At 35.0% G+C, this 18164-nt stretch carries 21 protein-coding genes and 1 pseudogene; 3 read left to right on the top strand and 19 right to left on the bottom strand.

Annotated elements, in window-relative coordinates; genetic code table 11:
* Positions 1-75: 75 nt before the first annotated feature.
* The 3 genes from ACTTKP_RS01325 (at position 76) to ACTTKP_RS01335 (ending at position 2223) form a co-directional block, all read left to right on the top strand.
* Complete coding sequence (locus ACTTKP_RS01325) at positions 76-936, top strand: hypothetical protein (protein ID WP_442552105.1); 861 nt, start codon at positions 76-78, stop codon at positions 934-936.
* 191 nt (positions 937-1127) lie between these two features.
* A complete protein-coding gene (locus tag ACTTKP_RS01330) occupies positions 1128-1787 on the top strand; it encodes a DUF3990 domain-containing protein (RefSeq protein WP_442552106.1) in 660 nt (219 codons plus the stop codon).
* Position 1788: 1 nt separating this feature from the next.
* Entirely contained in the window at positions 1789-2223 is a 435-nt protein-coding gene (locus ACTTKP_RS01335; RefSeq protein WP_442552107.1) for a hypothetical protein, read from the top strand.
* A 120-nt stretch (positions 2224-2343) separates the two neighbouring features.
* Here the strand turns inward: ACTTKP_RS01335 and ACTTKP_RS01340 are convergent, their stop codons facing one another.
* The 19 genes and pseudogenes from ACTTKP_RS01340 to ACTTKP_RS01430 all read right to left on the bottom strand — a co-directional run bounded on the left by ACTTKP_RS01340 (position 2344) and on the right by ACTTKP_RS01430 (position 17999).
* Positions 2344-4011, bottom strand: a complete 1668-nt coding sequence (locus ACTTKP_RS01340) for an amino acid ABC transporter ATP-binding/permease protein (RefSeq protein WP_442552151.1) — start codon at positions 4009-4011, stop codon at positions 2344-2346.
* Between the two features lie 360 nt (positions 4012-4371).
* Positions 4372-5850, bottom strand: a pseudogene (locus ACTTKP_RS01345) (ABC transporter ATP-binding protein/permease); the annotation flags it as partial.
* The gene (locus ACTTKP_RS01350) at positions 5843-6244 is read right to left on the bottom strand and encodes a YbaN family protein (protein ID WP_442552108.1); all 402 of its coding nucleotides are present in this window, start codon (positions 6242-6244) and stop codon (positions 5843-5845) included. The gene ACTTKP_RS01350 and the pseudogene ACTTKP_RS01345, both read right to left, overlap by 8 nt.
* A 165-nt stretch (positions 6245-6409) precedes the next feature.
* Entirely contained in the window at positions 6410-6541 is a 132-nt protein-coding gene (locus tag ACTTKP_RS01355; RefSeq protein ID WP_442552109.1) for a type II toxin-antitoxin system RelE family toxin, read from the bottom strand.
* A complete protein-coding gene (locus ACTTKP_RS01360; protein ID WP_442552110.1) occupies positions 6522-6797 on the bottom strand; it encodes a hypothetical protein in 276 nt (91 codons plus the stop codon). Before ACTTKP_RS01360 ends, ACTTKP_RS01355 begins: the two co-directional genes overlap by 20 nt.
* A gap of 92 nt (positions 6798-6889) precedes the next feature.
* Positions 6890-7768, bottom strand: a complete 879-nt coding sequence (locus ACTTKP_RS01365) for an Abi family protein (protein WP_442552111.1) — start codon at positions 7766-7768, stop codon at positions 6890-6892.
* 208 nt (positions 7769-7976) lie between these two features.
* Positions 7977-9104: a metal ABC transporter permease gene (locus ACTTKP_RS01370; RefSeq protein WP_442552112.1), complete on the bottom strand. Its 1128-nt coding sequence runs from the start codon at positions 9102-9104 to the stop codon at positions 7977-7979.
* Entirely contained in the window at positions 9097-9984 is an 888-nt protein-coding gene (locus ACTTKP_RS01375) for a metal ABC transporter permease (protein WP_442552113.1), read from the bottom strand. The genes ACTTKP_RS01370 and ACTTKP_RS01375 overlap by 8 nt, the downstream gene beginning before the upstream one ends.
* Entirely contained in the window at positions 9977-10351 is a 375-nt protein-coding gene (locus ACTTKP_RS01380; protein ID WP_442552114.1) for an imm68 putative immunity domain-containing protein, read from the bottom strand. Before ACTTKP_RS01380 ends, ACTTKP_RS01375 begins: the two co-directional genes overlap by 8 nt.
* Positions 10342-10614, bottom strand: a complete 273-nt coding sequence (locus tag ACTTKP_RS01385; protein ID WP_442552115.1) for a hypothetical protein — start codon at positions 10612-10614, stop codon at positions 10342-10344. The genes ACTTKP_RS01380 and ACTTKP_RS01385 overlap by 10 nt, the downstream gene beginning before the upstream one ends.
* Before the next feature lie 73 nt (positions 10615-10687).
* A complete protein-coding gene (locus ACTTKP_RS01390; protein WP_442552116.1) occupies positions 10688-11983 on the bottom strand; it encodes an ATP-binding protein in 1296 nt (431 codons plus the stop codon).
* Positions 11984-12634: 651 nt separating this feature from the next.
* Positions 12635-12985: a hypothetical protein gene (locus tag ACTTKP_RS01395; protein ID WP_442552117.1), complete on the bottom strand. Its 351-nt coding sequence runs from the start codon at positions 12983-12985 to the stop codon at positions 12635-12637.
* Positions 12986-13319: 334 nt separating this feature from the next.
* Positions 13320-13763, bottom strand: a complete 444-nt coding sequence (locus ACTTKP_RS01400; RefSeq protein ID WP_442552118.1) for a very short patch repair endonuclease — start codon at positions 13761-13763, stop codon at positions 13320-13322.
* A 131-nt stretch (positions 13764-13894) separates the two neighbouring features.
* Positions 13895-14116: a hypothetical protein gene (locus ACTTKP_RS01405; RefSeq protein WP_442552119.1), complete on the bottom strand. Its 222-nt coding sequence runs from the start codon at positions 14114-14116 to the stop codon at positions 13895-13897.
* Positions 14117-14419: 303 nt separating this feature from the next.
* Complete coding sequence (locus ACTTKP_RS01410) at positions 14420-14593, bottom strand: hypothetical protein (RefSeq protein WP_442552120.1); 174 nt, start codon at positions 14591-14593, stop codon at positions 14420-14422.
* A gap of 27 nt (positions 14594-14620) precedes the next feature.
* Entirely contained in the window at positions 14621-15442 is an 822-nt protein-coding gene (locus ACTTKP_RS01415) for a hypothetical protein (RefSeq protein WP_442552121.1), read from the bottom strand.
* Positions 15443-15504: 62 nt separating this feature from the next.
* A complete protein-coding gene (locus ACTTKP_RS01420; protein WP_442552122.1) occupies positions 15505-15750 on the bottom strand; it encodes a DUF6796 family protein in 246 nt (81 codons plus the stop codon).
* 180 nt (positions 15751-15930) lie between these two features.
* A complete protein-coding gene (locus ACTTKP_RS01425) occupies positions 15931-16314 on the bottom strand; it encodes a DNA methyltransferase (protein ID WP_442552123.1) in 384 nt (127 codons plus the stop codon).
* A gap of 35 nt (positions 16315-16349) precedes the next feature.
* Positions 16350-17999, bottom strand: a complete 1650-nt coding sequence (locus tag ACTTKP_RS01430; RefSeq protein ID WP_442552124.1) for a SulP family inorganic anion transporter — start codon at positions 17997-17999, stop codon at positions 16350-16352.
* Positions 18000-18164 lie beyond the last annotated feature (165 nt).

Below are 18164 nucleotides of genomic sequence, written 5' to 3' on the forward strand. Positions count from 1 at the left end.
GATAAAGCGATAAGACATCGGTTATCAAAACTAATAACAAAACACAAACCTAACAATGAAAGGAAGGTATTTATTATGAAGAAATTAGCAGTTTTATTTATGGTAGGAAGTTTAGTAGTTTCAGGAGCTACAACAAGTTTAGGTACAGCTAAGGCTGCAGATACAAAAAATGCTGTAGAAACAAGTAAGAAGGGCAACAAGAAGAATATTGATTTCAAGGAAACAAACAAAAACTATTTTGCTTATCCGGGAGATACTGATTTTAAGGAAACAAATAAAAACTTCTTTGCTTATCCAGGAGATACTGATTTTAAGGAAACAGACAAAAACTTCTTTGGTTATCCGGATGACATGGATTTCAGGGAATTAGACAAAAACTTCTTTGCTTATCCAAGTGATATGGATGCTTTCCCTTCTCTTGAAGAATTCCTTAAAAAGGATACCAAGCTTACAAAGGCAGAGAAAAAGTCCCTGACAGAGAATTATGATAAGCTTGAAAAAACACGCAAGGATATTGATAAGACCTCAGAAGAGATAGAAAAGATTACAAATAAGATTACAGATAAATGGGCTATAGCAGATAAGATTGATGAAGCAGCAAATAAGCACCAAGCCCTTTGGGACAAGGTTTATGAGAATGCAACTGATGAAGATCTTGCAATCGAGGATAATATAGAGTTTATCAAGTCTTCAAAGGCTCTTACCGATGAGGAAAAGGAAACTCTCATAAAGGCAGAGGAAGAACTTAGGGCACTTAACGAAGAGCATAGCAGACAGTATAACAAGGTTAACGAAGCTACCAAAGAGCTTACTTCTAAACTTGATTCTCTTTACAAAGATGTAGAAAATCTTATGGATAAGATGCAGCCTTTAGCTAATAAGCTTGGCGAAGAGTTTAAGGAGAATTTCGGATTTGTAGAGATTATGCCTTACTAAATTCAGATTATTTACATATAAAAATTCATTAGGTAACCTCAATCCCCCAAAGCAGGAAAATTTCCATATTTTGGGGGTTATTTTAAATCCATTTCAATGTTTATACTATTGTTTTTAATTATTCTGCATGTCATAATATGTATATAAAATTAAACCCTTATCATTCAGGTTTAATGGATTGGAGGCTGTTTATGGAAACTTCAAAATATATATACACTAATGAGACCATAACTCTTTATCATGGCTCAAAATCAGGTATTCAAGGTAATATTACACCTAAAAGCAGAGAACATTGTGATTTTGGAAAAGGGTTTTATATGGGAACTGAAAAATCACAGCCTCTCACACTAATTTGTAACTATCCTAATCCCAGTCTTTATACCTTATATCTTGACTTGTCAGAACTTACAGTTCTAAATTTAAATCTAGATTTAGACTGGGCGTTGTTTGTAGCATATAACCATGGAAAAATGGACATGATTAAAGGCTTAGCACTCTATAATAAGTATGAAAACTTAAGTAAAAACTATGATATAATCGCAGGCTATATTGCAAATGATAGAATGTTTGTTGTGCTAGACCGTTTTTTTAATGGAATAATCACTGATGTTTCGCTTATTCACTGTCTTTCAGCATTAAAGCTTGGCAAACAATATGTTGCTTTAACAGACAAAGCCTGCAGTAAAATTAAAATTCTTAATGAACAAGTCTTAACGGAAAATGAACGAAAAGAATTAAAACAAAAAAGTGAAACAAACCGTTCCAAAGGCATCAGTTTAGCTGAAGAAATCTGTAGAAAACACAGGCGTGAGGGTAGATTTTTTGATGAAATACTGAATACGGAGAATTAGTATGGAAAATTTCACAGTTGATAAAATGCAGCTCTGTGACATACAGGGCAGATTGTTTGAACTTGCTCTAAAAACTGGTTATGACTGCCCTGCTTTCATAGAAGCCTTTATGAACAGTCAGGCCGCCTCCTGTCTTGATGATGTCTATGACAGATTACAATGGGCAGGAGAGGAATATATCCTTGAAGAACTTGATGATGAGGTAAATGGTCTAAAAAAAGCCGGTTCTGTTTTTGGCAATGAATCAATGTACTGGACAGGATATACCTACCGGTATTGGCATTATTATACAGGTGAATTAAGCAGTGAGATTTACAAAATTGCTGATGCTAAGACTATGAATGAGTGTTGGTTTGGATTTCATACCCTTGATGTAGAAATGGCTATTGACAAATTGAAAGAAATTTATAGGCAGAAGCAGACCAAGAATCTTTAATAGATTACTTGCTAAATCCACAAATTATTGGGGTTTATTTAAACCAACGGGTTACGCCTTTAACAGATGTAACCCATTTCATATGTATCATTTAAATAAATTCATTATTATATTACTCTTCTATCCCATCTCCACCATCTCATCTACAATATTCATAGTAGAATCCCTGTGTGAAACAAGGAGTATGGTTCTGCCCTTGCTCTTTTCCTTAAGTGCCTTCAAAATAATTCCTTCATTTAGCGAATCCAGATTACTGGTTGGCTCATCAAGCAGGATAAATGGTGCATTGTAAAGAAATGCCCTTGCTATGCCAAGTCTCTGCTTTTCTCCACTTGAAAGCGTATCTCCCAGCTCTCCCACCTTAGTGTCATATCCATTAGGAAGACTTGTGATAAATTCATCTATTGAAGCTGCTTTTGCTGCCTCCTTTATTTCACTAAGCACGGCATCCGGATTGCCAAGTGCAATATTTTCAGCTATTGTGCCTGTGAAAAGGTGGGTTTCCTGTGTCACATAGCCCTCTAATTTTCTTAAATCCTCTGTGACAATCTTCTTAATATCATTGTTTGAAATAAGAATCTCACCACTGTCAGTTTCCCAAAATCTCATAAGAAGTTTAAGGAAGGTAGACTTACCTGAGCCGCTTGCCCCATGTATACCTAAAATCCTGCCCTTCTTTATCTCCAGAGTAAAATCTTCGAGTATCTTCTTATCTCCGTAGGAGAAATCTACAGCCTTAGCCTTAACTCCTGTAAACTCAGACAGAGAAATGCTGTCCTTCCCTGCTTCTACTTCTGCAACTTCAGGCTCTTCTTCAAGTAAGGCAAGTACCCTTTCTCCGCTTGCAAGAGTCTGATTTAAGTTATTTGAAAGGGCTGAAAGTGCTACCACGGGTCCAAAGGAACTCATCATTGCTACAGTACAGATTACAACAGCTTCAAACTCAATAATACTATTACTGTAGAGAATAAGAGTAAGCAACAACATTCCGTACGAGAATAACTGAATTGCTCCAACTGTAAATCCTCTCTGCCTGCCTTCTGCCTCTGCAAGTTCATTCTGAATTTTAGATAAATTGACCGACTTATCATAAATAGCCTTTTTCTTTTTCTCACCTGCTCCATACTGTATAGTCTCATCTATACCTCGAAGCTCACCAAGTACAAAGCTTGAAAGCTCGCCTACAGCATTTCTAAACTTCATTCCGAGGGTACCGCCCCTTTTACCATTGATAATCGGTATGACTACTCCGATTACAAGGTAAGCAATAAGTGCAAATACTCCTGCTGCCACCGAGTAACTACCTATGAAAATAATCATTATAAGTGACACTACAATTGCTATGGCTATAGGAGAAATCGTATGTGCATAAAATACTTCCAAAAGTTCAATATCAGTTGTTATTATAGAAATAAGATTACCCTTATCCCTGCCTTCCAGTTTCGCAGGACAGAGCTTTCTAAGAGCCGCAAATACTTTATGTCTGATAACTGCGAGCAGCTTAAATGCTATGAAATGATTACAATACTGCTCTATATAGTGGAAAACTCCTCTAAATACAGCCACCAATATCATAGCTGTCATAATACCTGTTATTTTGCCTGAAACTCTTGCATTTTCAGAAAGATATTTTACTGTATCTGATAAGAAGCCTCCTGTAGCTATTCCCAAGGTCTTAGCTCCAAGAATAGTCAGTGAAATTGCACAAAGATAACCTGTTACTCCCAGTAAAACAGCTATAGCCATAATGTGTAACAACGGTTTTATAAGAACTATAAGCTTGCCCATAATAGCTATACCACTTCTGCGGTCTTCCTTATCTTCCTCGTATTCTACTCCTTCACCGGCTTCAACGCTATCAGTCACTACAGCCTTTCTTATATTAGGTTTTAACTCTTTTTTCTTAGCGTAGGCTTCAAGCGCAGTCTGTGAGTTAAATAACCTTGCATATTCTCCCTGCTTAACTAAAAGCTCAGTATGAGTACCGCTTTCAGTTATTTTCCCCTTGTTCATCATATAAATATTGTCAGACTCTATTACATTGTAAAGTCTGTGAGAAATCATAATTACTGTACGCTTACCGGCAAGACTTTTTATTACTTCCATTATCATTTCTTCGCTTTCAGCATCTATATTGGAAGTAACCTCATCAAATATCATTATCTCTGACTTAGAAAGTAAGGCTCTTGCAAGGGTAAGCCTCTGTGCCTGTCCACCCGAGAGGTTGCCTGCTTTTTCAGCAATAAGGGTATCAAGCCCGTCTCTTTCCTTAAAAAGTTTATCAAGACGTACCTTCTTAAGTACATCCCACATCATTTCAGGAGTCGCCTGTGTATCTGCCATTTTAAGGTTTTCTTTTACTGTCCCCTTAAAAATATAACCGTTTGATTTAACCAAAGTTACCTTTTTAAGAAGTGAAGCTTCATTTATATCTCTTAGTTCTTTAGTCCCAAGTTTTATACTACCGCTGTAGCCTTTATTCCTGCCTGAAATTATTCCGACAACAGTACTTTTTCCACAGCCTGATTCACCTACTATAGAAGTAAAACTTCCTTTAGGAAAAAGCATATTTACATTTTTTAATATCTCCCGCTCAGCATCATAATTAAAATTCACATTTTCAAGGCTGATTACAGGTATACCTTCCTCTGCTTCTTCCTCCCCCTTTTCGCCTTCTTCCATATCAATAAGCTCAAATATCTTGTCCGAAGCAGACATTCCATTCATAGCTATGTGGAAATATGAACCTAAAAGCCTAAGCGGAAGAAAAAATTCAGATGCAAGTAAAATTACTGTAAGCATTCCTGCAAGGCTTATTTCTCCCTTTAGAAAATAGCTTATTCCTACCAGCATACCGACTGCTGCACCACCATAAGCCAGTACGTCCATTACTGTTGTTGAAATAAGCTGCATGGTAAGCACTCTCATTGTAATTTTCCTAAAATGAGAAGCTTCTACATCCATTTCCTCAGCCTTTCTCTCATCTGCCCTATAAATTTTTGAAGTTGTAAGTCCCTGTAAATTCTCTAAAAAGGTATCACCGAGGTCTGAATAAACTCCCCAGTATTTCTTAAACAGTCTTCCTGCTATTTTCATAACTGCCACTATAGAAACCGGAATGAGTGGAACTAAAAGCAGAAGTATAAGGCTGACAACAAAGTTCACCTTTATGGCAAGTACAATAAAGAGTATAACCGGAGCAGACATACTGTAGGCAAACTGTGGAAGATATCTGCCAAAATAGGTCTCAAGCTGTTCAACTCCTTCAGAGCTTAACTGAACTACCTGTGAGGTAGAGACCTTTTCCCTGTAACCTGCACCAAGTCTTAGGAGTTTGTCATAAATTTTCTCCCTTATCACTCTTTTTACATCTACACTTGCAAGATAAGCTTCTTTTGCCTCAAGTTCTTCACAGGTCACCCTGATTATATAAACTATTACAAAAATTATAATTGCAATAAGAAGCGCATCCCTGTCAAGTTTGCCGCCTACTGCATTTTCAAGGACATTTGCAAGGGTAAATACAAGTACAATCTGAGCTGTTAAAGACAATATCTGCAATAAAATATGGTAGATAATATGCTTTCCTGCCTGTGACAAAAGTCCTATTAATCTCTTTTTAATCATTTTCCCCACCCTCAACTTCTAAAGTTTTTATGCCAAATATAAAGTAAAGCACATGGCAAACCCAAACTATCGCAAGTACAATCCTGCCAATTGGAACATGCTTCATCATAATAAATCCAACTGCCATTACCAAAGTTACACAGGCTGCTATTCTAATCTTAGTTTTAACCGTCATACCCTTTTTATTTACAAAGCTTTCAAGGTTTTTCTTGTAAAGCTCTGTTGACATAAACCACTTATGAAGCCTGTCAGAGCTTTTCGCAAAAGCAAAAAGTGTAAGCATATAAAATGGAAATGAAGGCAGAAGTGGTATTATAACTCCTACTGTACCTAGACCAAAGCCTATGAAACCAAGTATTATCCAAATTATTTTTATAATTTTATGTTTTTCCATAATGACCTCTTTAATTATAACAATTCTGTAAAACTCATTCGCTTTATACTATTTCTATTTTTACTTTAACGACCATCTACATCCCTGTAGCAGTTTAACAATCAGTAATTTTTAATTTCAAATGTTATTGTAACCTAAGATGGGATTTTAATCAATTGGAAAAGATTAAAATAATGTAATATTCTCCTTGTCCTCTGCCAATTCTTCAAATGCTTTGAAAAACCTTATACCTATCGCCTTGTTTTTCTTTATGAATTTTTCAGCGGCTTTTGAATACTTAATCTTGTAAAAATTCATCTAAGCTAAGTTCCTTTCCGCTTAAATTATCAAAGTCAATATTCAAAGCTTCAATTTCTTCCTGTTCGTGTTTGTCCATATAAGTGCAATTTGCATTTATATACTCTAACAGGCTCAGATTTTCACTTTTAGCAATCGCTTTTAAGGCGGCATCTCTTAAAAATTCAGAAAAAGACATACCACATTTTTTAGCGTAATCATTTATAGTTTCATAAGCTGTAACAGACAAAGTGATATTTTTTCTAACCATGTTCATAGCATCATCTCCTTATATATCTATTATACACACTATGTCAACTTATCTTTCTATATTAAAGTAAGCTTGCTATTTTTTATTAGTTAATTAATCTACATAACACTTTTATAATTCACTGGAAAACCAATAAGGGATAAGTCTACAACATCTTTATATTCTTCAATTAATTTAATTATTTGATTCTTAAACTCTTCTCTCAAACTATCAGCAGGAAGTCTATATATTAAAACTTTAATATATGCGAACAAGGAATCATTGTTAACACTAGGATTATCTCTTAGAAATTTTGCAGACAACCTTGCCGGTGGATTATATCTCGTATTAATAAGCCTTGCTGTATGTTCACATTTATTTCTGAGTACTGACATACAATGAAGGTGATTTATCAAGGTTTTACTTCCTACTCCAATTAGACTTGCTATATTCTCCTGAGATGTTTTATACATTGCTTTGTAGAGCATAGAGACATTAGAAAAGGACATAAGTTCAAACATTGCCCATAACGGCATTTTACCTTCATAGTTTTGCTTATGATGTTTTACAATAAGACTATCAGTATAATATTGCTCTTCCTTTTCAAAACACTCTATAGTTTTATTAAATCCATCTTTGTTGAAATAATTATCAGGATTATAATGTTGGTTATATGGCGGTTCTGTACATTTTTCTAATGCAAAAACATTTGAAATATGTGTTTTATAATACACTTCATTAATCTCAATATATTGCCTTATTAAAGACCTTAACTTTAAATCAAAATCATAGATTTTAATTATCTCTGAAAATAAGTGTTCTGCTATAAGATCACTATTGGATGGATTTTTCCTAAAATGTAGTATATATCCTGTAAGTCTATAGTAGCTAACCGTTTGTAAAAAACATTTAGCTTCATCAATATTCTCTATTATTATGCCATGCGATTGTAGTTTTTCCAATTGTTCTTCAATTGTAAGTGGACACTTTAATTCCATTATACTATCCCCCAATAAAAGTAAAAAGGTCGAGATAATTCCCGACCTGGTCCCCAATGCAATGACTGGGCAACTCTGTTGCATTAATTATAGATTAGAAACAAAAAAATACAAGTACTATATATTGAATAAAACGTCACATGTTTCTCTATATATAGTGTTGATTATTGATATTTTAAAATTGAAATCACTATTTGCAACCTCAACTTCATGCCTCAATCTCTAAAAACCTTTCCCTGCCTTTCTCAGTCAAATCATAAATATCCTTATTTATATCTATCATTATTAACCCTCTCCTAATAAGTCTCCCTGCTATCTTATCAACCTCAGACTGTTTCCATTTAAGATGGTCTCTGATTGAGCCTAAGCCAAGTTCCTCAAGTTCTTCCTTTTTGCCACTGTGGTTTCCTATATGGATAAGAAAAAGTTCGGGCTTTAACTCACTCTTTCTCTTAAACCTTAAAATCAGAGCAGTTACCAGTCCTTCCCTGTTAAATAAGAAAGTAATTAAAAATGTAACACCAGCTGCGGCGGCTGTCATTCCCGACATAGATACATTCATAAGAAGTGAAAGCACATAGCCTATAATCGAATTAATAACTGCATAGCCTGCCGATATAGCTATCATCACCTTCAAATCTTTGCTTATAAGATAGGCAGCCGCCCCGGGAGTAATGAGAAATGAAACTACCAAAATAGCCCCCACCGCATCAAAGGCTGTAACTGCTGTAAGTGATGAAAGTGTCATCAAAGCGTAAAATAAGGCAGCTGAAGAAAAGCCTGCAAGCTTTGCAAAGCCTTTATCAAAAGTTGTTATTTTAAGTTCCTTGAAAAATATGATTATAAATAGTAAATTTACTATAAACAGTACCCCCATTTGTACAAATGCCTTAGGCAAGTCCATGCCCAAAAACTCTGTTCGGTTTAACGGTGCTATTATGACCTCTCCCATAAGCACTATATCCGTATCCAAGTGTACATTTCTGGCAAATTTTGTAATAAGGACTACTGCAAGGGCAAAAAACATAGGAAAAACTATACCTACCGCATCATCATTTTTAACAAGACCTGTTCCTGACAGAAATTCTACTGCAAAAACTGTAATAACACCGAATAAAGCCGCTCCTGCTATCAAAAGCGGAGAGCCTACATCTTTTACTATAAAAAAAGCAAGAACTATACCAAGTAAAACTGAATGCGAAATTGCATCTGAAACCATTGACAATTTTCTAAGTACCAAAAAAGGACTTAAAAGCGCACAGGCTGTAGCAGTTGCTATAAGTACAAATAGAGACTCATAGGATATGCTAAAATAAGATATTAATGATTCAATCATTTCCTTCACGCCTCCTCATCTTTATATTGGAAATCATGCCATGAGGTCCTATTACAAGTGAAATTACGGCAAGACTTCCCATCACAAGAATAATGGCAGCTCCGGTACTCATTCCGTCATATACAGTAGAAATATAAGTTCCGATAAGGGCGGAAATCCCCCCTGTTACACCGGCTATAATTAAAACTTTGCTGAACTTTTCACTCCACTGCAGGGCTGTAATTGCAGGCATTATAAGAAGGGATGATATGAGAATTGCTCCAACCAGTTTAAGCCCTGCCGCAATTATTCCCATTGTCATTACAAGAATTATCCCATATAGCAAAACCGTTTTTATGCCTATGGTTCTTGCATAAATTTCATCAAACAAAAACAGCTTGATTTCCTTGTAAAACAATATAAGCAAGATTAATGTCGGTATACCTATATAAAGGATGAGCTTTACATCATCTTTCATAATATAGGCAGCCTGTCCGAAGATATAACTTGAAAGCCCTGACTGAGCTGCATCTTTGTATGCACTGTTTCCCTGAATGTGGCTCTTTAAGACCATACCCACTCCAAAAAATGAAGACAAGGTGACAGCCAGTATTGCATCCAGTTCAAGCTTTGAATTTTCTTTTATCACCTGAATAAGCATAAAGGCAGTAGTACCCGATACTACCGCCCCCAGAGTTAAAAGTACAGGCTCTCTTTGCAAAAAGAGCATAAAAGACAGGACAATGCCCGGAAATGCCGCATGCCCTATGGCATCTCCTATAAGAGACTGCCCCTTAAGTACTGTAATACAGCCAACTGCACCGGCTATTGCCGCCAGTAAAAATGTTCCGCTTCCAACTATTAAAAAAGAATAGCTGGTAAGTACATCCATATTAAACATGTTTCATCATCGCCTTTTCTAAGTTCTCGTTTGTAAATACCTCATCTACCTTGCCTGCTGCCACTACCCTTTTATTGATAATGACAACATGGTCAAAATATTCCCTTATTGCCGCAAGGTCTGTAATTATATCAATCGGATAATAAAATTCAACATCATACCCATCATTTTCATTATCTCTTAATTTTACTGTAATCGGTTCATCATTCTGTCTGAAATTACCGTTTAACTTATCTAAACCTAAATCCGCAAATATTTCCGCAAGAGATATTTTTTCCTGCCTCTTATACATAAGATATGAAGCCAGTGTCAGACTATCATCGGTGTCGCCTATATAATTGTTCCAATATTTATCTGCTATGTACATTTGTGTTTCCCCTTTCCAATCAGTTTCTTTGTCCTGACAGCTTTGATTTCTTTTTCATATTTCTTATAAAATTCTTCCGGCTCTTTTTCATACATTTCCGTATCTTCCTCATCCAATACATAATATCTGTCATAGCCTGCTACCCATGAAATATGCACACAGAGCAGATGTTTTTCAATCTCCGGACAATATCCCAACATAAAGAATTTATCTCTGTCGATTCTTTTATTTTCTATAGTTATATTCTGTATTATATTATTCATACTTGTACACCTCAATCAAGAGTCCTCGAATATTCAACATATGTTTCCAAAGATGTTTCGTGAATAATTTGAGTTAAATACAAAATGCAGCATAAAGTGGAACAATTTTTTTGTTATCTTCAAAAGAAAAATTTTTAGCAGAAAGCTTGATAGCATACTCAGGTTTATATGTATCCATATATACTTTCAGGCTTTTTGCTTTAGTATTATCCGCAGATTTGACTTCAATCGGTATGATTTTGCCATCCCTCTGTATGATGAAATCTACTTCTGCTCCCCGCTCAGACTCCCAATAATAAGTTTTATATTCATTGATTAACAGTTGTATATTCACATAATTTTCAGCCATGCCACCCTTAAAATCATTTAACTCATCAGACATATATAAGATATCACTTGCCCGTAAATCTTTTTTGGCACATAGTAAACCTGTATCTGAAACATAAATCTTAAACGAATCAATATCACGATAGTTTTCAAGGGGCTTTTTAATCTGCAGAACCTTATACACTTGAGAGGCTATTCCTGATAAGCAAAGCCACTCTATTGCATTTTCAAATTCAGAAGCTCTCCCCCCTTTTTTTACAAGCTTATATTGAAATCTTGTATTTTTCTTCGATAACTGAACTGTTATGTTGTCATATGTAAGCCTTGTTTTCTTAATTTCATTTAGATTATTATATTTACTCATATCATTTAAATAACTTACAAGCAATGTTTCTTGAGTATGCCTTACAAGAATATAATCTTTTGTTTCAGCATATTGTAGTACGCATTCAGGCATACCACCCACAACCAGATACTGCCTGTAAAGTTCCATTGCACTATCATGTAAAGCTGATGGCATTGCTGTATCATTAGCAAAACATTTTTTTATTTGTTCAACAAGTTTAGCCTCCCCCAGTGCAAGCATAAACTCTTCTATATCCATTGGATAAAGTGTTTTCATATCAACTTTTTCAACCGGAAATGAAAATTTTTCTCTATTTACCGCAACTCCAAGCAAACTTCCTGCTACAATTATATGGTATTCAGGTGCATCTTCACAAAAATATTTAAGCGAAGTTAATGCCCTCTCACAAAGCTGTACCTCATCAAACACAATCAGAGTTTTGCCCTTCACAATAGTTTGATTTGAAATATGTGATAAAACCTGAATAAGATAATCCGGTGCTATGTTCTCTTCAAATGTTTCATTTAACTTTGGGTTAGTTTCAAAATTGAAATATACAACATTTTCATAATAATTTCGTCCAAATTCCAAGACAGAATAAGTTTTTCCTACCTGCCTTGCTCCCTGTAAAATCAATGGTTTGCGATGAGGGCTTTCTTTCCAGTTTTTTAAATAATCCATTATTTTTCTATCCATAACAATCCCTCCATTTTATTAACTGATTTTAGTATAACAAGTATTGATGTGAAAATAAAGAGTTTTTTTGATAAATATTACATTTATTTACATGAATAATTTACACAATTTTACACTATATAACACGAATATATAACAACTCCTCATCAACATTAGAGGAATAAAGCAAGGTAAAGATTATGAGGTATCCTTCAAAAAGATAAATGGAAAACTTGAAATAATTCTTGTTGGAAAAGGCAATTTATATGGATTATTACTAAGATGGTTAGCTTATATCTTGGCTATATGAAAGTTCACTTTCAATATAGGCAAATACAGCTAACCATTAAGATAATAAAGATTTCAAAATAATTGATAGAAACCCGATATTCACCCAAAATTGGTAAGCACCGGGTTAAGTTTATTTCTATTTTTCTTCATACTCATTAGACTGCAGTACACATCTTACAAACTTCTCATGTTCAGAAACTGCTATTTTTGTGGTTCCAAAAAAATTTTGGTTTTGATTTTTCTCATAGCTGTCTCCTATGACTTATGTATATTGTAGGGATATTAAAGTTATATCCTATATTACTCTATAATAATTACATTTTTGCCATTTCAGCTGCTATTCTCTTTATTACAGAAACACAAACTGAATTTCCAGCTTGTTTATATAACCTTGCATTCATCGCAAACAATATTTTGATTATTAAAATTCATATGCAACTGGCTATCTGCTGACGTGTATTTATATGTATGATGTCCATCTGAAAAGAAAAAGTTTGTAGGGTTATTGGAACTAGTACATCCAATGATGGATAATTTCTCAACATCAATCCTATCATAAGATGTTTCTACTACAAATATTTTAGCTTTCTCAGTTTTACTTGATGGCATTAAAACATGATAAACCGAATGAACATTAGCATTACCAGCTTCAACTTTAAATCCCTTAGCATTCGCACAAGACGAATCAATTCTTGCATTACGAATTTCAGCTATGCCTTTAGCTAACTTCATATATAAATGTTCGTTCAAGAAATTTATTATCTTTTTATCATCAACTCCATTGCATTAGTCTTTATTTCATTAATTATTTCAGACCACTCGTCATGCTTTGCCTTAAACTGCACAACTTTCTGGTCACAGTTTCTTGAAATTTTGAATTTATTATGGGGACTATCTCTGAATTATTACTTTCATTTGATTTTTGAGCAAACATCTCCGTTAGGCTTGCGAAGGCTAATATTAATCGTTTATACATTTTTTTCTGATTTACTGGTAAGTCATCCCACATAAATTATCACCTCTCTATTTATTTCAAAAATGTTTTAAATAGTGTTGTTATATACACCTACAAATTGTCTAAATAATAAGTTTTTCTATCCCAAATGGCTTCTTTAACCGCTCTAACACATTCATCAACATTTTTATTAATTTCTTTTCCCCAAAACCTAATTACCAACCAGCCCATAAATGACAGCTGTTTATTTACTTCTATATCCCTTTTTCTATTTCTATCAATTTTTTTAATCCAGTATTCACTACGAACTCCACTTTCAAGTCTATTCTTGAGTATTTCCCAGTCTTTACCATGAAAAAACTCACTATCACAAAAAATAGCTATTTTATCTTTTGGAAGCACTATATCAGGTTTTCCCGGCAGTTTTCCATAATTCTTATAATAATGAAAACCACTCTTATACAATGCTTTACATAACTTTAGCTCTATGCTTGTATTCTTAGATTTAATATGTTGCATATTTCTTTTTCTTTGTTCTTTAGTCAGGTTATCCATAATACATACCAATCCTTTACTTTATACTCTAAGCCACAACATTTAAATTAATCCAACAATTTTATACTTACCAAAGAACTCCCAAAATACAAAATTCAGCTTTTCTTTGTGAAAACCTTTAATAAACAATATTATACCCCTTCAATATCCTCCCTGCTCATACCTGTAAGCTCCGTTATCCACACCCCCACAACATCAGAAAGTATAGAGTCACAGGTATATTCCTCATCACCATCCAGATATTTACATGAAAAAACCGGCTCTCTGGCAGCTGCATTATAAAATGTCAGCAGCTCATTCAGGTTTTCCGCTACTCTTCCGACTTCACCTTCACTTCCTATATCTTCACCCATATCCTATTTATTCGTATTCGCCTTCAATTATTTTTTGCATATATGCCGGCATATCATTTACAAATTCCTCAAAACCGCAAATGTCATTCATTTCTTCATGCTCTATATCATAGAAAGCTACCTTCTTCGTTTTAGGATTCCATACAATATAGATATGGTCATAATCTCCGGTCCGCTTAGATATACGGAGAATTTTCTGTCTGCCCTTTTTTAATCGGAACAGTATCTATCAGCCATTTTACAGAATTAAATTTTCCTATACCTTTTAATTTAATCATTTTAAGTCTCCTATGGAAAGTATCATCATCTGTTATAATTTGTTTTGCCTAAAAGAATAGGATTCTGATTTAATAGCACCCAGAGAACCGAAAGCTCACACAAACGCTCTGTTATAGCATCTTCATCACTACCATTTGCATCTCCTGCTGTAATCAGTTCATCAAAATCTTTTGGTAAGGTCACTCTTTTCTTTGCCATTTTTCTTCTCCTTATAAATTTAAATTATTACTCTCTTTCCTCTGCAGCCAATACTGCATATATTTCTCCCAATTCTATAGGATTTGACATCTCAGACCTATCACCCTTTATCTCCCCATTAAACCATACCTGTATTCTTTTACCCGGCAACTTGTCTTTTTTTATATTTTTAATACCATTAGATACACCTAAATCTTTAAGCATTATCTGCACAGGCTTTATTTCCTCTGTCTTTTTATCTCCGAAAATATAGTTAAATTCCTTTGGTAAATCTGTAATTTTAACTAATATTCTTTCCTTATCTCCTTCTATTATTTCCGCCTCAAAATGTGCCACACCTTCAGGTATTACCAAAGAGCTTATTGCTGTATCCTGAAAAACCTGCCATTTATTATCTATCTCCACATATAAATATTTAATATCAGCTTTCTGATATTTATATCCTGTACCAAAATTAGATTCATCATTTTTTTCAGGATACTCATCATTGCTTGTAAGAATCTCCCCATCCGCGGTACCGCATTTTAATACACTTAGAGCACAGCCCATATCCATATACAGCCTGTCATCTACCCTGACCATTCGAATCTTTTTCACTTCACTTTTAGTATCTTCAGATGGGGTTTCGGCATTTGAACTACCGGCATCCACGGCAGCTGCATCTGTCGTAGAACTTAAGTTATTATCATAATTTCCTACAGTTTCATCGGATACACTGCTTCTAACTAAATCTTTGCTCACCGAATTTTGTGCTTTTTCTTTATCCTTACTGCTCCCACAAGCAGTAAATACTATAATTACTGCCACAAGCGACAATGTAGTCAGACAAATTTTCTTGATATTCTTCATAGGCTTTACCTCCTTATCATAGCCATAAACTCATAATTACAATAATCCTGTCTTAGCTCTGCTTAATTTTGATTTTTATTCTTTTCTTGTCTTTCTTTAGCCTTACCCAACATCATTAAATGTCCGGCCAATGTCCATAGACTTCCTAAACTAAAAGCTCCTACCATTAAAGCATTTACCATTTCATGGTTGCCTAAAACACCTGCAATACTAACAAACAGTGTACCTACAGCCATAGAACACAAAATGCACCGGCGAGGATAAGGACTAAAGCCTCCTAACATCGCTCTTATATGTGCATAGACCATAATAAACCAACAAGGAACAAAGCTCCTATGATGCCTATTTTTAATAATAAAGCTATTTTATCCCAGTCAATGTCTTTTTTACAATTATTTTTATCCTCCATAATTTTTCCTCTTTTATTTTTTAAACTTCTTTTGCAATCTTCCGGTATTCCTCTCCCAGAACACCCCATCTGCATAGCCTTAGATAGTCTTATCAGCTTCTGCCATATAAAGTCGTTTTTCAGCCCCTACACAGTATTGCTCATTTTGCTCAATTCCTATGTAATGCCTGCCTAGCTTCTTTGCAGTTACAGAGGTAGAGCTTGAGCCTAAAAACGGATCAGGCACAACATCCCCTTCATTTGAACTTGCTAAAATAAGTTTTGCTAAGAGCTTCTCAGGTTTTTGTGTAGGGTGGGTGGTATTTTCAGGCAATAAGCTTAAGATTTCAAGGGTATTTCCAAGTATTGTCTTGTCTAAAATCTCAGAAAGTCCTGCTTTTTCTGTCAGGGATATACATCTTTTAAGGTATTCTCTACCCTCCTCTACCGATATATCAATCGTTTTATTTCTATCTGCTTTCATTTTCAACATTTCCTCTTAAAATATGTAGCTTACTTTTATTTTGCCAGCTTTTCTGCTCTTGCAAGAGCTTTATCAATATTATCGCAAATATTTTCCTTCCCGATTTTAGCAATAAAGCCCGCCTTTTCCATAACCTTCATCGGCTGCTCATTTACATGGGAAAGTAACAGTGTCATATCACGTTTATTGCAGGTTTCAAGTGCTTCTTCCAAAGCTTCAAGACCTGAGATGTCCATTACCGGTACATTCCTCATACGGAAAATGAGTACATTTTTACCTTCTTTGTGTACAACCTCTAAGAAATCATTAGCTGCTCCAAAGAAAAGTGCACCAAAAATTTCATATACCATAGCATTTTTAGGTATCTGCTTCAAATCTGTATTTTCAGATATTTCATCTAAATCAGGTTTATCAACCCATTGACGAACAGCAGCAACATCTGCCATTCTCTTAAGAAAGAGGAAGGATGCAAGTATCATGCCAAATTCGATAGCAACTACAAGGTCAAAAAATACAGTTAAAATCAAGGTAATAAGCAAAACAGCAATATCACTTTTAGGTGCCGACTTCAATATGCGAAGTACCGTCCTCCAACCACTCATATTATAGCCGACCATAATCAAAATAGCCGCAAGGCAGCTCATTGGAATCAAGGAAGCATATGGCATTAGAAACAGCAGTATAAAAAGCAGGGTAACTGCATGTACCATACCTGCTATCGGTGTACGTCCTCCATTTTTTACATTAGCTGCAGTTCTGGCAATAGCACCTGTCGCAGGGATGCCTCCAAAAAGAGCAGACATTATATTACCAACTCCCTGACCAACCAGCTCTGCATTTGAACGGTGGCGGCCACCTATCATTCCATCAGAAACCACACAGGAAAGCAATGATTCTATAGCTGCTAGAACTGCAATGGTAAATGCCGGTGAAATCATTTGGCGAATCAGAGCAAACGATATATCAGGTAATGTAAAGGTTGGTAAACCTGCTTTAATTGTATATAAATCTCCTATGGTTTTTACAGGCAGATGCCCCAATGAAACAATGATTGTAGTAACAATAATTGCAACCAGCGAGCCGGGTATTTTCCGAGATACATAAGGCCAGAAGCCTTGAATTAAAAGTGCCAATCCACCAATAGCAAGTGTCCACAGGGATAGGGTATGAAAATTCTCACCAAAGGCTACAAGCTTTCCTGTAAACTCTGCCGGTACAAAGCCCATCTCCAGCCCAAAAAAGTCTTTTATCTGGCCAACGATGATACCTATTGCAATTCCCATTGTAAAGCCAACGGTAATTGTCTTAGGAATGAACTTAATCAAATCACCAAATCTCAAAAGCCCCATAACAATCATTATAAGTCCTGCCATAAGAGCAGCAAGTGTTAAGCCAGCCATACCATATTGTGCAATAATTCCGTAAATAATTATTACAAAGGCTGCTGTAGGACCGCCAATCTGTACTCTGCTGCCACCTAAAAAGGAAATAAAAAATCCTGCAACTACTGCTGTATACAACCCCTGCTCCGGATTAACACCTGAAGCAATTGCAAGTGCGATTGATAATGGCATGGCAATAATAGCCACAATAATACCCGATATCAAATCTTTGGCAAACTGTTCTCCACTATATCCTTTTAGAACCGTAAATAACTTGGGTGTAATATGATTTAATGCTTTCATTTTTTCTCCTTGTGTCTTCTAATACATAATACATAACAGTTTTATTATTACACAAATACTGTCTGCAAGCAATCTTTTCTAAGATTATTCTTTGTTTATTGCGTTTGGATAAATAATATATGGTGGGATATATATTTTAGAAAACTTCATATCAAACAAAAACAG

The sequence above is a fragment of the Catonella sp. genome (genome assembly GCF_052169795.1).
Lineage (GTDB): Bacteria > Bacillota > Clostridia > Lachnospirales > Lachnospiraceae > Catonella.

Coding starts and splice junctions, on each gene's coding strand:
- ACTTKP_RS01400 (WP_442552118.1), bottom strand. CDS start 13,763: ATGGATAACCTGACTAAAGAACAAAGAAAAAGAAATATGCAACATATT.
- ACTTKP_RS01415 (WP_442552121.1), bottom strand. CDS start 15,442: ATGAAGAATATCAAGAAAATTTGTCTGACTACATTGTCGCTTGTGGCA.
- ACTTKP_RS01420 (WP_442552122.1), bottom strand. CDS start 15,750: ATGGTCTATGCACATATAAGAGCGATGTTAGGAGGCTTTAGTCCTTAT.
- ACTTKP_RS01350 (WP_442552108.1), bottom strand. CDS start 6,244: ATGGAAAAACATAAAATTATAAAAATAATTTGGATAATACTTGGTTTC.
- ACTTKP_RS01365 (WP_442552111.1), bottom strand. CDS start 7,768: ATGGAATTAAAGTGTCCACTTACAATTGAAGAACAATTGGAAAAACTA.
- ACTTKP_RS01360 (WP_442552110.1), bottom strand. CDS start 6,797: ATGAACATGGTTAGAAAAAATATCACTTTGTCTGTTACAGCTTATGAA.
- ACTTKP_RS01385 (WP_442552115.1), bottom strand. CDS start 10,614: ATGAATAATATAATACAGAATATAACTATAGAAAATAAAAGAATCGAC.
- ACTTKP_RS01355 (WP_442552109.1), bottom strand. CDS start 6,541: ATGAATTTTTACAAGATTAAGTATTCAAAAGCCGCTGAAAAATTCATA.
- ACTTKP_RS01330 (WP_442552106.1), top strand. CDS start 1,128: ATGGAAACTTCAAAATATATATACACTAATGAGACCATAACTCTTTAT.
- ACTTKP_RS01380 (WP_442552114.1), bottom strand. CDS start 10,351: ATGTACATAGCAGATAAATATTGGAACAATTATATAGGCGACACCGAT.
- ACTTKP_RS01430 (WP_442552124.1), bottom strand. CDS start 17,999: ATGAAAGCATTAAATCATATTACACCCAAGTTATTTACGGTTCTAAAA.
- ACTTKP_RS01390 (WP_442552116.1), bottom strand. CDS start 11,983: ATGGATAGAAAAATAATGGATTATTTAAAAAACTGGAAAGAAAGCCCT.
- ACTTKP_RS01325 (WP_442552105.1), top strand. CDS start 76: ATGAAGAAATTAGCAGTTTTATTTATGGTAGGAAGTTTAGTAGTTTCA.
- ACTTKP_RS01335 (WP_442552107.1), top strand. CDS start 1,789: ATGGAAAATTTCACAGTTGATAAAATGCAGCTCTGTGACATACAGGGC.
- ACTTKP_RS01375 (WP_442552113.1), bottom strand. CDS start 9,984: ATGTTTAATATGGATGTACTTACCAGCTATTCTTTTTTAATAGTTGGA.
- ACTTKP_RS01410 (WP_442552120.1), bottom strand. CDS start 14,593: ATGGCAAAGAAAAGAGTGACCTTACCAAAAGATTTTGATGAACTGATT.
- ACTTKP_RS01405 (WP_442552119.1), bottom strand. CDS start 14,116: ATGGGTGAAGATATAGGAAGTGAAGGTGAAGTCGGAAGAGTAGCGGAA.
- ACTTKP_RS01395 (WP_442552117.1), bottom strand. CDS start 12,985: ATGAAGTTAGCTAAAGGCATAGCTGAAATTCGTAATGCAAGAATTGAT.
- ACTTKP_RS01370 (WP_442552112.1), bottom strand. CDS start 9,104: ATGATTGAATCATTAATATCTTATTTTAGCATATCCTATGAGTCTCTA.
- ACTTKP_RS01425 (WP_442552123.1), bottom strand. CDS start 16,314: ATGAAAGCAGATAGAAATAAAACGATTGATATATCGGTAGAGGAGGGT.
- ACTTKP_RS01340 (WP_442552151.1), bottom strand. CDS start 4,011: ATGGGCAAGCTTATAGTTCTTATAAAACCGTTGTTACACATTATGGCT.